Here is an 11,841-nt window from a genome sequence, read left to right as displayed (position 1 = left end):
GCTCACCGCTCCGCGCGCAGGCGTCGGCGCAACCAGCGCAGCGCATGCTGCTCCAGCTGGCGTGCGTGCCGCGCCGTGCCCGGCGGCACCGCGCCGTGCAGGCTGCCGTCACGCCAGCCCTCGAACACCTGCGGGTGGATGTAGGAGCTACGGCAGACGGCCGGCGTGTTGCCGAGCACGGCAGCCACCGCCTTCACGCCAGCGGCGATCGCACTGCGCCGGGCGCGTTCGCCGCCGCGTTCCGGCACGGGTGTGTCGGCCATCACGCCGATCGCCTGCACGGTGCCGCCCCAGGTGCGGAAATCCTTGGCCGTGAACTCGCCGTCACTGACCTCGCGCAGGTAGTCGTTGACCATGCCCGAGTCGATCGGCTGCTGCGTGCCGTCGTCATCGAGATACTGGAACAGCCGCTGCCCGGGCAACTGCTGCACGCGGCGGATGATGTGCGCCAGTCGCCTGTCGTCAAGCGCCAGGTCGCGCATCTGCCCGCTCTTGCCGCGGAAAGCGAAGCGCAGCCGCCCGCGCTCGGCGCGCACGTGGCGCGACCGCAACGTGGTCAGGCCGAAGCTGCCGTTTTCCCGCGCGTAGCAATCGTTGCCGATGCGGATCAGCGTCTCGTCCAGCAGGCGCACCACCAGCGCCAGCACTTTCTCGCGCGGCAGGCCGGGGCGGGCGAGGTCGGCGCGCACGCGGCGGCGCAGGCGCGGCAACGCCGCGCCAAACTCCAGCAGGCGACTGAACTTGTCCGCGTCGCGCAGCGCGCGCCAGTCGGCGTGGTAGCGGTACTGCTTGCGCCTGCGCGCATCGCGCCCGGTGGCCTGCAGGTGGCCGCGCGGGTGAGCGCAGATCCATACATCGGCGTAGGCGGGCGGGATCGCCAGCGCGCGGATGCGCTTCAACTCGGCCGCATCGTCGATGCGCCGGCCACTCGCGTCGCGATAGCTGAAACCCTTGCCGCGCCGCCGGCGGGTGATGCCGGGCTGGTCATCGCTGACGTAGACCAGGCCCGCCGCACGCGCCTCGCGCAGGACCTTGGGATCGACGGCGGGAGACTTCGACAGGCGGCGCGGCATGCGCCGAGTGTGGTCAATCGCGATCAAGCGCGCGTGCAGGCGACGCGCGCGGCCGCTTCACTCCACGCGGCAGAACACCGCCTTGAGGTAGCGCCCTTCCGGCACGTCGGTGCGGAACGGGTGATCGGCGCCGGCGCCGCGCACGTCCAGCACCTGGATCTCGCGGCCCGCGTTGAGCGCCACCCGGCGCAGCATCTCCAGGAAATCCGCCTCGCTGACCAGGCCGGTGCACGAGCAGGTCAACAGCAGGCCGCCGGGCGGGATGATGTCCAGCGCCATGCGGTTCATCGCGAAGTATTTCTTCAGCGCGTCCATCACCTTGGAGCGGTCGCGGGTGAGCTTGGCCGGGTCGAGGATCACCGCGTCGTAGCGCTCGCCGCGCGCCACCGCGGCGCGCACCCAGTCGAAGATGTCCGCCTGTTCGAACGCCACGTCCACGTTGTTTGCGGCGGCGTTGGCGCGGGCGATCTCCAGGATGCCGGCATCCATGTCCACGCCCATCGCCTCGCGCGCGCCGGCCGCCATCGCGTGCACGGCGAAGCCGCCGGCGTTGCAGCACAGGTCGAGCACGCGGCGGCCCTTCGCCAGCTGGGCGAAGCGCTGGCGGTTGTCGCGCTGGTCGGCAAAGAAGCCGGTCTTGTGGCCCAGCCCCGGCGCGGCGTGGAAGCGCCGGCCGTGCTCGTGCACTTCCACCGGCGCGGGCATCTCGCCGCTGCGGCAGTCGAACGACTCCTGCTTCTGCACGTGGCTCTCGGCGAACCACACCATGCGCGCGCCGGGAAAGTGCGTCTGCAGCGCGGCGTGGATCGCCTCGCGAAACTTCCACATGCCGGCGGCGAAATACTCCACCACCAGGATGTCGGCGTAGCGGTCGACGATGAGGCCGGACAGCCCGTCGCCCTCGCTGTGCACCACGCGCCAGGCGTCGCTCACTGCGTCCAGCTGCAGCAGCTCGCGGCGCAGCTGCACGGCGCGGGCGATCTTCGCGGCGATCCACTCGGCGTCGATGGTCTCGGCGGCATCGGTGGACAGCAGGCGCAGCGCGATGCGCGCGTGGCCGTTCCAGAAACCGCGGCCGACGAAGCGCCCGCGCGCGTCGTGCACCTCCACCACGCTGCCCGGCGGCAGACGGCCTTCGGGCTTGTAGACCTGCGCCGACCACACCCACGGGTGACCCGGCGGGCGATCGGACTTGAGGCGGATGACGGGGAGTTCGGCGGGCGTGGCGGGCGGGTTGATCGGCGTGTTCATCGCCGCATTCTACCGGCTGCGCGCCGGTCGCCGGCGCCGCTCGCGCTCAGCGAGCGGCCTGTCACCCACGTTCAGTCGGCCTGCATCACCGCCAGCTCGTTGCCGTGCGGGTCGCGGAAGTGGAAGCGGCGCCCGCCCGGAAACGCGAAGGTGGGCCGCACGATGTTGCCGCCCGCGGCGGTGACCGCGACCAGCGCCGCGTCCAGATCGTCCACCTGGATCACCGGCAGCGGCGCCGCCGGTGCCTCGCTTGCATCGCCCTGCAGGCCGACGTCGACGTCGCCGGTGGTGGTGGCTGCGTAGCTGGGGCCGAACTCGGCCAGCGTCCAGCCGAATGCCTTCGTGTAGAAGGCCTTCGACGCGGCGATGTCGGCGGCGGGCAGTTCGATGTAGTTGGGGCGGGCCATGAAACCTCTTCTTGGTGCTGAACGATCGTGGTGGAGGATCAGCGCAGCCTGAGCACCAGCCAGGACAGCAGCGCCAGCAGGTTGAGGCCGATGCGCGATACCGCCGGCCCGGCCACTGCCAGCACAAAACCGTGCGTGCCCAGGTGCCAGTCGATGCCCAGCCGCGGCGCGGCCTGCAGCGTGGCGAACACGTTGATGAAGGCGCCCGCGTGCAGCGCGTAGCTCAGCACCGGCGTGGCCAGCAGCGGCAGCTGCAGCAACTGCGCCACGCGCGAGAACGCCACGCCGCGCTCGCTGCCTTCCACCAGCAGTACGCCGGCGACCAGGATGAAGCCGAACACCGCCAGCGCGATCACCGCCATCAGCGTCTCGTAGGTCGAGCCCAGCGGCAGCAGTCGGCGCACGCTCGCCACCACGCCGAGAAAGCCGCCGGCGATTTCGAGGATGCCGATCAGGCGGAAGAGGAACGAACGCATGCAGTGCTCCGGAGCGAGGGGGTGGAAGTTTTCAAGGGCAGCGCATCATTCCAGATCGTCGGCCTGTTCGTGCAGGTCGGCGATGTGCTGTTCCCACCAGCGTGGCTCGGCGGCGAACGGAAACGCCAGCGGGAAGGCCGGATCGTGCCAGCGCTGGGCGATCCAGCCGGCGTGGTGCAGCTGGCGCATCGCGCGCAGCACCGGCACCAGCGCCAGCTCGCCCTCGTCGAACTCGCGCATGGTGGTGTAGCCGTCGAGCAGGGCGCGCATGGCGGCCTCGTCGTTGGCCAGCATCCACAGATCCTGCACGGCCGGGCCAGTGCGGGCGTCGTCCAGATCGACGAAGTGCGGGCCGGCGTCGGTCCACAGCACGTTGCCGGGGTGGCAGTCGCCGTGCAGGCGCAGCGTGCGTATCGGGCCCACCGCGTCCAGCCGCTGCGCGATGGCGTCGTCCAGCCGCGTGCTGGCGGCGCGGTAGCCGTGCGCCAGCGACGCCGGCAGCAAGCTGGAGTCGAGCACCGCCTGCACGCTCGTGCGCACCATCGTGTCGCGATCCAGCCGGCCGCGATGGGCGAACGGCGCGCGTGCGCCCACGGTGTGGATGCGCGCGATCAACCGGCCCAGCCATTCCAGCTGGTCGCGCGATTCCAGCGAAGGCGCGCGGCCGCCGTGGCGCGGCGACAAGGCGTAGCGATAGCCGCCGTGCTGCAGCAGGCTGTGGCCGTCGAAGCGCAGCGGCGCCACTACCGGAAGCTCCGCGTCCATCAGCTCCTGCGCAAAGGCGTGCTCTTCCCGTATCGCTTCGTCGCTCCAGCGGCCCGGCCGGTAGAACTTGGCGATCACCGGCGCGGCATCCTCGATGCCCACCTGCCACACGCGGTTCTCGTAGCTGTTCAGCGCCAGCAGGCGGCCGTCCGGCCACAGCCCGCAAGCCTCGATCGCATCGAGCACCAGGTCGGGCGTGAGGTTGGCGTAGGGCGCTTCGGCGCTCACCGTCCGTCTCCCGTCGGCGCACGCGCCGTGGTCACCCCTTCGCCCCGATCACCCGCGCCGGTACCACCGCCATGGTCAGGCGCGAGATGCACACCAGCGAACCTTCTTCCGTCTCGATGCGGATCTCCCACACCTGCGTGGTGCGCCCGATGTGCAGCGGCCGCGCCGTGCCGGTGACGGTGCCGCTGCGCACGCCGCGGATGTGGTTGGCGTTGATGTCCAGGCCCACGGTGAGTTCCTGCGCCGGGTCCAGCGTGAGCATGGCGGCGGTGGAACCCAGCGTCTCGGCCAGCGCCACCGAGGCGCCGCCGTGCAGCAGGCCGAACGGCTGGTGTGTGCGGTGATCCACCGGCATGGTGCCACGCAGGTAGTCGTCGCCGATCTCGGTGATCGCGATGCCCAGCGTCTCCATCATCGTGTTGTTGCACCAGCCGTTGACGCGGGCCAGGTCGGTGTCCTGCTTCCAGATGCGCATGCTTGATACTCGTAAGGCGAACCCGCATTGTCGATGCACTCCCGCCGCGGCGACAATCGCATCGTGTTCACCATCACCCTCCAGGCAACCGGCCACCGCTTTGCGGCGCAGCCGGGCGAGACCGTGCTCGACGCCGCGCAGCGCGCCGGTATCGCGCTGCCGTACTCGTGCCGCTCGGGCGTATGCGCCAGCTGCAAGGCGTTGCTGGTGGCCGGTCGCGTCAGCTATCCGCATCAGCCGCCGCTGGCGTTGGACGCCGACGAGCGTGCGCACCACGCCGTGCTGCTGTGCCAGGCCGTACCGGCCAGCGATCTGGTGATCGCCGCACGCGAAGTCGCCTCGGTGGAAGACATCGCCCGCCGCGCGCTCAATGTGGTGATTGCGCACAAGCAGCCGCTGGCGCCGGAAGTGATCGGCCTGCGCCTGCTGCCCGCGCCCGGCGAGCGTCCGCTGCGCTACCTCGCCGGCCAGTACCTCGACGTGCTGCTGGACGACGGCAAGCGCCGTCCGTTCTCCATCGCCAACGGCCCGGTCGCCGATGGTGCGCTGGAACTGCACGTGCGCCACGTCGCCGGCGGCGGCTTCACCTCGTGGGTGAGCGAGCTGGCCAAGGTGGGCGACACGCTGCGCATCGAAGGCCCGCTGGGCACCTTCGTGCCGCGCGAGGATTCCGAGCGGCCGATGATCTTCATGGCCGGCGGCACCGGCTTCGCGCCGGTCAAGGCCATCGTCGAGCACTTCCTCGCGCTGGGCACGAGCCGCGCCATGCGGGTTTACTGGGGCGCCCGCCAGGGCGGCGATCTCTACCTGCGCACGCTGGCCGAACAGTGGCAGCGCGACGCGCACGATCTCCTGTTCGTCCCCGTACTCTCCGAAGCCGACGATGCGCATGCTCGCATCGGCCTGGTGCACGAAGCCGTGCTCGCCGACCACCCGGACCTCAGCGGCCACGACCTCTACATGAGCGGCCCGCCCGCCATGATCGACACTGCCCGCCACCGCTTCGTCGAGGCCGGCCTGCCGGAAGACCGCCTCTACTACGACTCCTTCGAATACGCGCCGGACGTGCTGGCGCAGATTCTGGCGGGAAGGGCGGGGATTCGGGCGCAGGGGTAGTACTCCGGTCGCCGCACGGAGGAGGCGCAGGCGCTGGAGAGTACGGGTGACTGCCATCGGAGCCCTTCCCGCGCATTGTCAGCCTTAAGCGGGTGCCCCGATGGCTCCGAGCAGACGGTGACTCCGGGACGTCGAGCCGGTCGCCCGTGGGAGGCAGAAATGCCTGTCCCCGACGAGCGTCGGAGCCCGGCGGCATGGTCGCCGGCACGAATGAAAAGTCAGCCGCCCTCCGCGGGCATAGCCGACGACCTTCGCTTGGCGCGGTGACTGGTCCAGAGCGAGTACACGCTGCCCACCAGCAGACAACCGGCAATGCTGGCCGCCCATGCGCCAAGAAACATGTCCTCGGCAAAAGCCATGGCCAGGACAAGGAGGCCGATGCCACACAACCACGCCAATGCCGCGGCAAGCGTGGTCCGCTTGCCCGCGGCGATCGCCCGCGACCGCAGATGACCCACCAGACCGCCGCAGCCAAGACCAGTCAGCGTGAGCAGCCAGGGCGTCGGTCTCGTCGTGGCGAACGCCGCCGCCAGCACGATGCCCCACAGGAACGCCGGCCCTATCTGCCACATCCGTGTCGACCTCTTGCTCATGGCACCCCACGCTGCAATCAGGCGGTACGCGATGGGCGCGGGCCGCAAGAGGCGATCGTCCGCTCCGGGCGTCGGCACGGTCAAGCGAATCGAGCGATCGGCGACTTCACCGATTGCGATGACGCCCGCCGCGGCGGGCTCTTGTCCATGGTGAGGAACGTAAGCTGAGTCGCGGTCTGTCGATCAAGGGAAGGAAACGCAGAAAGCCGTTCGCATACGATCCCGCCCAAAAAGAAACCCGCCTCGGGCGGGTTTCGTGCGCTCTCTGTTCTTGCACCGATCAGCGTGATCTTCGGTGTGCGGCGAGTGCAGCCCTACTTCCCCTTCGCCACCGGCAACTGCGCCTGGGTCCACGCGCCCATGCCGCCGCCGAGGAAATAGACCCGCTGGAAGCCGGCCTTCACCAGGCGCTGGGCGGCGCCCTGGGCGGTCTGGCCGGCGCGGCAGATGACGATCACCGGCAGGTCCTTGGCCTTGGCCAGGTCCTTGCTCTCCGGGTCGAACTGGCTCATCAGCACGTGCCTGGCGCCGGGGATGTGGCTCTTCTCGTAGCTGTCGCGCGGGGAGATGTCCACCAGCAGCGGGTTCTCGCGGTTCATCAGCAGGGTCAGGCCGGCCGGCGTGAGCTCCTTGTACTTGCGCAGCAGGGTCATCAGCTGGGTGACGATCACCGCCACCAGCAGGATCACGAACAGCGCCGAGAGCGCGAGATGGTTGCCCACGAAGGCGGGCAGTTTGTGCAGGAAATCGTTCATGGGTGCTTCGCTGGGGCAGCCGCAGGCCGCGGGAGTGGGGCGGAAAGCCCGCGATTATACGGGCTGCAGGGAACGGCGCTCAGCGCGCAGTGGTGAGATCCGGCAGGCCGCTGGTGAGCCACCAGTGCTTGGCCTTGGGGTCGTAGTGCCAGGTCTGCTTGTCCACCAGGGTGCGCTCGGCCTGGGTGTTGAGATTGACGATGCCGATGCGCACCACCTGCTGCGCCTCGTTCTCGCCGGTGGGCACCGGGCCCTGGCCGTCGTCGTAGTCGCTGACGCGGTACTGCTTGAAGCGTGACAGCTCGATGGGCGTCAGCGGATGCGCTTCGCGCACCTTCGGATCGACGAACTGCTCGGCGCTGGCGAAGTCACCCCAGCGCACGGTGCTGCCGTAGGCGTTGAGCGTGGCGGTGAGCGTCGTGTTGCGCTGGTCGGTGGCGCAGCCGGCAAGCAGCACGAAGCCGGCGAGGACGCACAGGGTGGCGATGCGGCGCATGGAGTCGGTCTCCCGGATGAAGGCCCGGGCATTGTGACGCATGCCGCCGGGCGGGCAAGCCCGTACGGCGGCTCAGTGGCTTGCGCGGCGCTTGGCGACGAAGCGCGCGGACAGCGTGGCGGCCGGCTTGCCGGGCTCGCCCGGCACTTCGCAGACCACCTCAATGCGGGCGCGACCGCGGGCATCGAGCGTATCGAAAAAGGTGGTCCAGTCCGCCCCGGGTGCGAGCTGCGCATCGGCGCGGAAGTCGCTCCATACCGGGGCGAGATAGCGCACGGTGGATTCGCCCACGAACACGTCGCAATCCTCGCCGCGGCGGCGCAGCGCCAGTTCCACCAGCGCCCAGCCGGCCAGCGTCATCAGGCTCACCAGGCTGCCGCCGAACGCGCAGCCCTTGTCGTTCACGTTGGGCGCCAGCGGCACGGCCAGGCTGAGGTGGTCGGGCGAGGCGGCCGCAAGCGACAGGTCCATCGCGCGGGCCAGCGGAATCTCGTCGCGGATGAACTGCACCAGCGCTTCGGCCAGGGCGAGTTCCGCCACATCGTCGGCGCGATGCGAGGGTTGGGAGGAAGCTGCAGGCATGTCGACACTCGAAGCGGGGATGGATCGCTGCCGGCCGTGGGCAGCGGGCAGGGCGGACCAGTGTACGGCCCATCGCCGCTAGACTGCGACGCGCGAAAGGTCGTACCTGTTTCTCTACGTTGCCCACCGTCCAGGGGACGCACGCATGCCCCAACCTCCAGCGCCACACGATCTGCACGGCCGCGTGGTGGTGATCACCCGCCCCGTCGGTGCGGCCGCCGCGGTGATGCGCCGGGTGCGCGCCGCCGGTGGTTGCCCGCTGCACGTGCCGGGCATGGCGCTGCGCGCGATCGACGATGCGGAAACCCGCGTGGCATTGGCCGCTGCACTGCGCGCCGAGCGGGTGGTCTTCACCAGCCCGGCGTCGGTGCGTTTTGCGCACGCGCTGCAGCCCTTGCTGCCGGCGGATTGCCCCGCCATCGGCGTGGGCCAGGGCACGGCGCGTGCGCTGGAGCGCGCCGGGGTGCGTGCGCCGGTGGCGCCATCCCGGCAGGACAGCGAAGGCGTGCTCGCGCTGCCCGCGCTGCAGGCGCTGCGGGGCACGCCGGTCGCGCTGATCGGCGCCGAAGGCGGGCGCGGCCTGCTGCGCGAGGCGCTGGCCGCGCGCGGCGCCGAGCTGCGCGAGGTGCACGTCTACCGGCGGGTGCCGCCGCGACTGGATCGTCGCCACGTCGATCCCCTGCTGCACGCGCTGCCGGCGGACGCCTGCGTGCTGCTGTCGAGCGCCGAGGCGATCGCGCACCTGCGCCGCCAGTTGCCGGATGAGGCATGGCGGGCGCTGTGCGGCATCACCGCCGTGGTCAGCAGCGCACGGCTGCGCGAGGTGGCGCGCGCGGCGGGGTGGACGCGTCTGGTGCTGGCGCGTTCGGCGCTGCCGGCGGATCTGGTGGAGGCGGCGAGCGGGGCGGGTGTCACGCAGAGCTGATGCGCGGCGGCCCTCTCAAGCACGCCATCTGAAACACGAGCGGCTGCGGCATCGCCACTTCGTCCGGTATCCGTGCGCGTTTTCGTCGACGGCGACGATCGCCCGGCCGATCGCCCCATCTCCCGCTCATGCCCGGCCCCGCTCGCTTGGTATCTACCGCCCGGCAGTTCTGTCGGACTTGAGTAGTCGAGGCGAAAGGCCGTCTGCGTGAGGACAGATGCTGCCGGCCCATGGTGGCTCCATGGACCAGGAATCGGCGGACACATGGACCGCGCAGACGGCTTTGCAGCTCGGTCAACTCAAGTTCGACAGGCTGCTAGCATGCGCGCATGAACAACGACGCCCCTTCCCACGAGTCCGCCGCGCCCGCGGCGAGCGTTCCGTCCCCGGCCCGCGCCAGCTCGCCGCGCGCGCCAGAACCGCGGTCCCACGGCGGCGCGCTGGCGCTGGCGGTGCTGCTCTCGTTGGCGGCCGCCGGCGGCGCCGGCTACGTGGGCTGGCAGCAGTGGCAGCAGGCCCGCGCGAATGCCGCCGCAAGCAGCACGCTCGATGGCCTGAGCGCCCGCACGGCGACGCTGGAAAGCACCCTCAAGGCGATGGACGACGAGCGCCGCACTCTGCGCGAACGCCTGCGCGACGCCGACGACGTCAATCGCGGCATGCGCGAGGAGCTGCTCGGTCAGAACGAGCGCCTGCGCAACCTGGAAGATGCCGTGGCCAAGCTGTCGGAGAAGAGCCTCTCCGGCCATGACGCGATGCTGCTGGACGAGACCGAATCCCTGCTGCGCATGGGCAAGGAGCGCTACCAGCTGTTCCACGACGCGGCCGGCGCGGCCGCCGCGTACGCGCTTGCCGACCAGGCGCTGTCCGCGGTGGACGACGGCGCGTTCTCCGGCCTGCGCCAGAGCGTCACCGCCGAGCGCGAGGCGCTGGAGCAAGGCGCCCGCATCCACGCCGACACTACGTTGCAGCAGCTGCAGCAGCTGCGCGGCGGGCTCGACACGCTGCCGCTGAAGCCGCTCGATGCGCCGGCGGATGTAGCTGCCGACAGCGTGTGGGCACGCATCGGCCATGCGCTGGCCAGCGTGGTGAGCATCGAGCGCGACAGCGGCGCACCGATGGCGGTGGCCGACGCCCGGCTCACCCGCGAGCTGGTGGCGCTGGATCTGGCGCACGCCGAATCGGCGCTGCTGGCGCACGATGCGGAGGGCTATCTCGCCGCCCTGCAGCGCGCCGATGCCGGCCTCGCCGCGCAGTTCGACGGCAACGATGCGGCGGTGAAGCAGGCTCGCGCCACCCTGGCCGACCTGCTCAAGGCCGCGCAGCCGACCAAGCCGGTGGAGCTGGGCGCTGCGCTCACCGAACTGCGCAACCTGCGCGCCGTGCATGCGCTCAAGCCCGGCCCGGCGCCGGCGGGAGCGAAGCCGTGAAGCTGTGGCGCTGGATTCTCCTGCTGGTGCTGATCGCGGCGCTGGCCGCATTCGGCTGGCACTGGATCGCCGAGGACCCGGGCTACGTGCTGGTGCGCCTGCGCGGCTGGCGCGTGCAGACCACGGTGCTCGCTGCGGTGGTGATCCTGCTGCTGGCCTGGGGTTTGTTCGGTGCGCTGTGGCAGCTGGCCCGCTGGCCGTTCGGTGCGCTGACCCGCCGCCATCGCCGGCTCAGCCGCCGTCGTCTCGCCGACGGCCTGGTGGCCCTGGCCGAGGGGCGCAACGGCGATGCGGAGCGCGACCTGTCGCGCGCCTCGCGACTGGACGCACTGCAAGGCCCGGCCCTGCTGGCGGCAGCCGAAGCGGCGGCGCGGCGCGGTGAATCCACGCGCGCGCTGGAGTCGCTCAACCAGGCTGCGCAGTCGGTACCGCAGGCCGCGCGGGTGCTACGCGCGGCGCTGCTGCGCCGTGACGGCAAGCCGACCGAGGCCGTGGCGCTGCTGGCTCCGGAAGCGGATAACGGCAGCCTGCCTCCGGGCGGCTGGCGCGAGCTGGCGCTGGCCGCGCTCGCCGCCGGCGACACGCGCCGCGCGCGCGCCGCGCTGGCGCCGCTGCAGAAGAGCGCCGCGCTGGGCAGCCGCAACTACCAGGCGCTGGAAAACCAGGTGCTGGTGGCCAGCGTGCAATCCGCCGCCGATGCCGCCGCGCTCAACACGCTGTGGTCGCAGCTGCCGAAGAACCAGCGCCGCGCGCCGGTGGTGGTCGAAGCCTACGCGCGCCGCGCGGCCGAGCTCGGCATGATCCTGCCGGCGATGGACGAGCTGGAATCGGCGCTGCGCCGCGAGTGGTCGTCCTCGCTGGTGCAGGCGTGGGGCGCGCTGGGCAACGAAGACCTCGACGCGCGCCTGCGCCGCGCCGAGGGCTGGCTGGACGCCCATCCCAACGACGCCGGCCTGCTGCTCGCGCTGGGCCGCCTGTGCGTGAAGCTCAAGCTGTGGGGCAAGGCGCGCAAGCACCTGGAACGCTCGATCGCGCTGGCGCCCAGTGCCGGCGCGTGGGAGGCGCTGGCCGATATGTGGACCGGCCAGGGCGACGCGGTGATGGCGCAGCGCTGCTTCCGCAACGCGCTGGCACTGACCCGCGGCGACATGATCCAGAACGTGCCCACGGCCTCGGCCGGCGTGATCGACACGCGGCCGATCGCGATCGAGGATCGCGACGAACACGGGGTGCCGCGCCTGCGCGAGTGACGCGTGCGGGAGGCGGTCT

General features: G+C 71.1%; 14 protein-coding genes. 4 read left to right on the top strand and 10 right to left on the bottom strand.

Annotated features, from left to right (window positions below; all coding sequences use genetic code 11):
- Nucleotides 1-2: 2 nt before the first annotated feature.
- From ISP17_RS17730 to ISP17_RS17705, 6 genes are all read right to left on the bottom strand, one after another.
- Nucleotides 3-1,073 (bottom strand): DNA topoisomerase IB, encoded by a 1,071-nt coding sequence (locus ISP17_RS17730; RefSeq protein WP_404635551.1) that lies wholly within the window; start codon nucleotides 1,071-1,073, stop codon nucleotides 3-5.
- A 57-nt stretch (nucleotides 1,074-1,130) separates the two neighbouring features.
- Nucleotides 1,131-2,324: a class I SAM-dependent rRNA methyltransferase gene (locus tag ISP17_RS17725; RefSeq protein WP_404635549.1), complete on the bottom strand. Its 1,194-nt coding sequence runs from the start codon at nucleotides 2,322-2,324 to the stop codon at nucleotides 1,131-1,133.
- Between the two features lie 71 nt (nucleotides 2,325-2,395).
- Nucleotides 2,396-2,731, bottom strand: coding sequence for a VOC family protein (locus tag ISP17_RS17720; RefSeq protein WP_404635547.1), 336 nt, complete (start codon nucleotides 2,729-2,731; stop codon nucleotides 2,396-2,398).
- 38 nt (nucleotides 2,732-2,769) lie between these two features.
- Nucleotides 2,770-3,207: a hypothetical protein gene (locus ISP17_RS17715; protein WP_404635545.1), complete on the bottom strand. Its 438-nt coding sequence runs from the start codon at nucleotides 3,205-3,207 to the stop codon at nucleotides 2,770-2,772.
- A 45-nt stretch (nucleotides 3,208-3,252) separates the two neighbouring features.
- Nucleotides 3,253-4,200, bottom strand: a complete 948-nt coding sequence (locus ISP17_RS17710) for a serine/threonine protein kinase (protein WP_404635543.1) — start codon at nucleotides 4,198-4,200, stop codon at nucleotides 3,253-3,255.
- A gap of 31 nt (nucleotides 4,201-4,231) precedes the next feature.
- Nucleotides 4,232-4,675, bottom strand: a complete 444-nt coding sequence (locus ISP17_RS17705) for a hotdog fold thioesterase (protein WP_404635541.1) — start codon at nucleotides 4,673-4,675, stop codon at nucleotides 4,232-4,234.
- A 33-nt stretch (nucleotides 4,676-4,708) separates the two neighbouring features.
- Here ISP17_RS17705 and ISP17_RS17700 point away from each other — a divergent pair, with 33 nt between their 5' ends.
- Complete coding sequence (locus tag ISP17_RS17700; RefSeq protein ID WP_404635539.1) at nucleotides 4,709-5,791, top strand: 2Fe-2S iron-sulfur cluster-binding protein; 1,083 nt, start codon at nucleotides 4,709-4,711, stop codon at nucleotides 5,789-5,791.
- Nucleotides 5,792-6,009: 218 nt separating this feature from the next.
- Here the strand turns inward: ISP17_RS17700 and ISP17_RS17695 are convergent, their stop codons facing one another.
- The 4 genes from ISP17_RS17695 to ISP17_RS17680 all read right to left on the bottom strand — a co-directional run bounded on the left by ISP17_RS17695 (nucleotide 6,010) and on the right by ISP17_RS17680 (nucleotide 8,217).
- Nucleotides 6,010-6,384 (bottom strand): hypothetical protein, encoded by a 375-nt coding sequence (locus ISP17_RS17695; RefSeq protein ID WP_404635537.1) that lies wholly within the window; start codon nucleotides 6,382-6,384, stop codon nucleotides 6,010-6,012.
- A gap of 314 nt (nucleotides 6,385-6,698) precedes the next feature.
- Nucleotides 6,699-7,139: a rhodanese-like domain-containing protein gene (locus ISP17_RS17690; protein WP_404635535.1), complete on the bottom strand. Its 441-nt coding sequence runs from the start codon at nucleotides 7,137-7,139 to the stop codon at nucleotides 6,699-6,701.
- Nucleotides 7,140-7,218: 79 nt separating this feature from the next.
- Nucleotides 7,219-7,635, bottom strand: coding sequence for a hypothetical protein (locus ISP17_RS17685; protein WP_404635533.1), 417 nt, complete (start codon nucleotides 7,633-7,635; stop codon nucleotides 7,219-7,221).
- A 72-nt stretch (nucleotides 7,636-7,707) separates the two neighbouring features.
- Complete coding sequence (locus ISP17_RS17680; RefSeq protein ID WP_404635531.1) at nucleotides 7,708-8,217, bottom strand: YiiD C-terminal domain-containing protein; 510 nt, start codon at nucleotides 8,215-8,217, stop codon at nucleotides 7,708-7,710.
- 145 nt (nucleotides 8,218-8,362) lie between these two features.
- On the opposite strand from ISP17_RS17680, the gene ISP17_RS17675 reads away from it, so the two are divergent.
- The 3 genes from ISP17_RS17675 (at nucleotide 8,363) to ISP17_RS17665 (ending at nucleotide 11,822) form a co-directional block, all read left to right on the top strand.
- Nucleotides 8,363-9,142, top strand: a complete 780-nt coding sequence (locus tag ISP17_RS17675; protein ID WP_404635529.1) for a uroporphyrinogen-III synthase — start codon at nucleotides 8,363-8,365, stop codon at nucleotides 9,140-9,142.
- A gap of 329 nt (nucleotides 9,143-9,471) precedes the next feature.
- Nucleotides 9,472-10,572 carry a uroporphyrinogen-III C-methyltransferase gene (locus ISP17_RS17670; RefSeq protein WP_404635527.1) on the top strand — a complete coding sequence of 367 codons (1,101 nt, stop codon included), beginning with the start codon at nucleotides 9,472-9,474 and terminating at the stop codon, nucleotides 10,570-10,572.
- Nucleotides 10,569-11,822, top strand: coding sequence for a heme biosynthesis HemY N-terminal domain-containing protein (locus ISP17_RS17665; RefSeq protein WP_404635525.1), 1,254 nt, complete (start codon nucleotides 10,569-10,571; stop codon nucleotides 11,820-11,822). Before ISP17_RS17670 ends, ISP17_RS17665 begins: the two co-directional genes overlap by 4 nt.
- The last annotated feature ends 19 nt before the right edge of the window (nucleotides 11,823-11,841 follow it).

It is taken from the genome of Dyella ginsengisoli, from assembly GCF_044904665.1.
Classification (GTDB): Bacteria; Pseudomonadota; Gammaproteobacteria; order Xanthomonadales; family Rhodanobacteraceae; genus Dyella_A; species Dyella_A ginsengisoli.
Note: the sequence above shows the minus strand (reverse complement) of the source record. Positions and strands in the feature narration are given on the sequence as shown.

Bases quoted from the DNA above. Each gene is read 5' to 3' on its own strand.
- ISP17_RS17700 (WP_404635539.1), top strand. From the start codon at position 4,709: ATGCACTCCCGCCGCGGCGACAATCGCATCGTGTTCACCATCACCCTC.
- ISP17_RS17705 (WP_404635541.1), bottom strand. From the start codon at position 4,675: ATGCGCATCTGGAAGCAGGACACCGACCTGGCCCGCGTCAACGGCTGG.
- ISP17_RS17720 (WP_404635547.1), bottom strand. From the start codon at position 2,731: ATGGCCCGCCCCAACTACATCGAACTGCCCGCCGCCGACATCGCCGCG.
- ISP17_RS17695 (WP_404635537.1), bottom strand. From the start codon at position 6,384: ATGAGCAAGAGGTCGACACGGATGTGGCAGATAGGGCCGGCGTTCCTG.
- ISP17_RS17725 (WP_404635549.1), bottom strand. From the start codon at position 2,324: ATGAACACGCCGATCAACCCGCCCGCCACGCCCGCCGAACTCCCCGTC.
- ISP17_RS17715 (WP_404635545.1), bottom strand. From the start codon at position 3,207: ATGCGTTCGTTCCTCTTCCGCCTGATCGGCATCCTCGAAATCGCCGGC.
- ISP17_RS17690 (WP_404635535.1), bottom strand. From the start codon at position 7,139: ATGAACGATTTCCTGCACAAACTGCCCGCCTTCGTGGGCAACCATCTC.
- ISP17_RS17680 (WP_404635531.1), bottom strand. From the start codon at position 8,217: ATGCCTGCAGCTTCCTCCCAACCCTCGCATCGCGCCGACGATGTGGCG.
- ISP17_RS17675 (WP_404635529.1), top strand. From the start codon at position 8,363: ATGCCCCAACCTCCAGCGCCACACGATCTGCACGGCCGCGTGGTGGTG.
- ISP17_RS17685 (WP_404635533.1), bottom strand. From the start codon at position 7,635: ATGCGCCGCATCGCCACCCTGTGCGTCCTCGCCGGCTTCGTGCTGCTT.
- ISP17_RS17670 (WP_404635527.1), top strand. From the start codon at position 9,472: ATGAACAACGACGCCCCTTCCCACGAGTCCGCCGCGCCCGCGGCGAGC.
- ISP17_RS17730 (WP_404635551.1), bottom strand. From the start codon at position 1,073: ATGCCGCGCCGCCTGTCGAAGTCTCCCGCCGTCGATCCCAAGGTCCTG.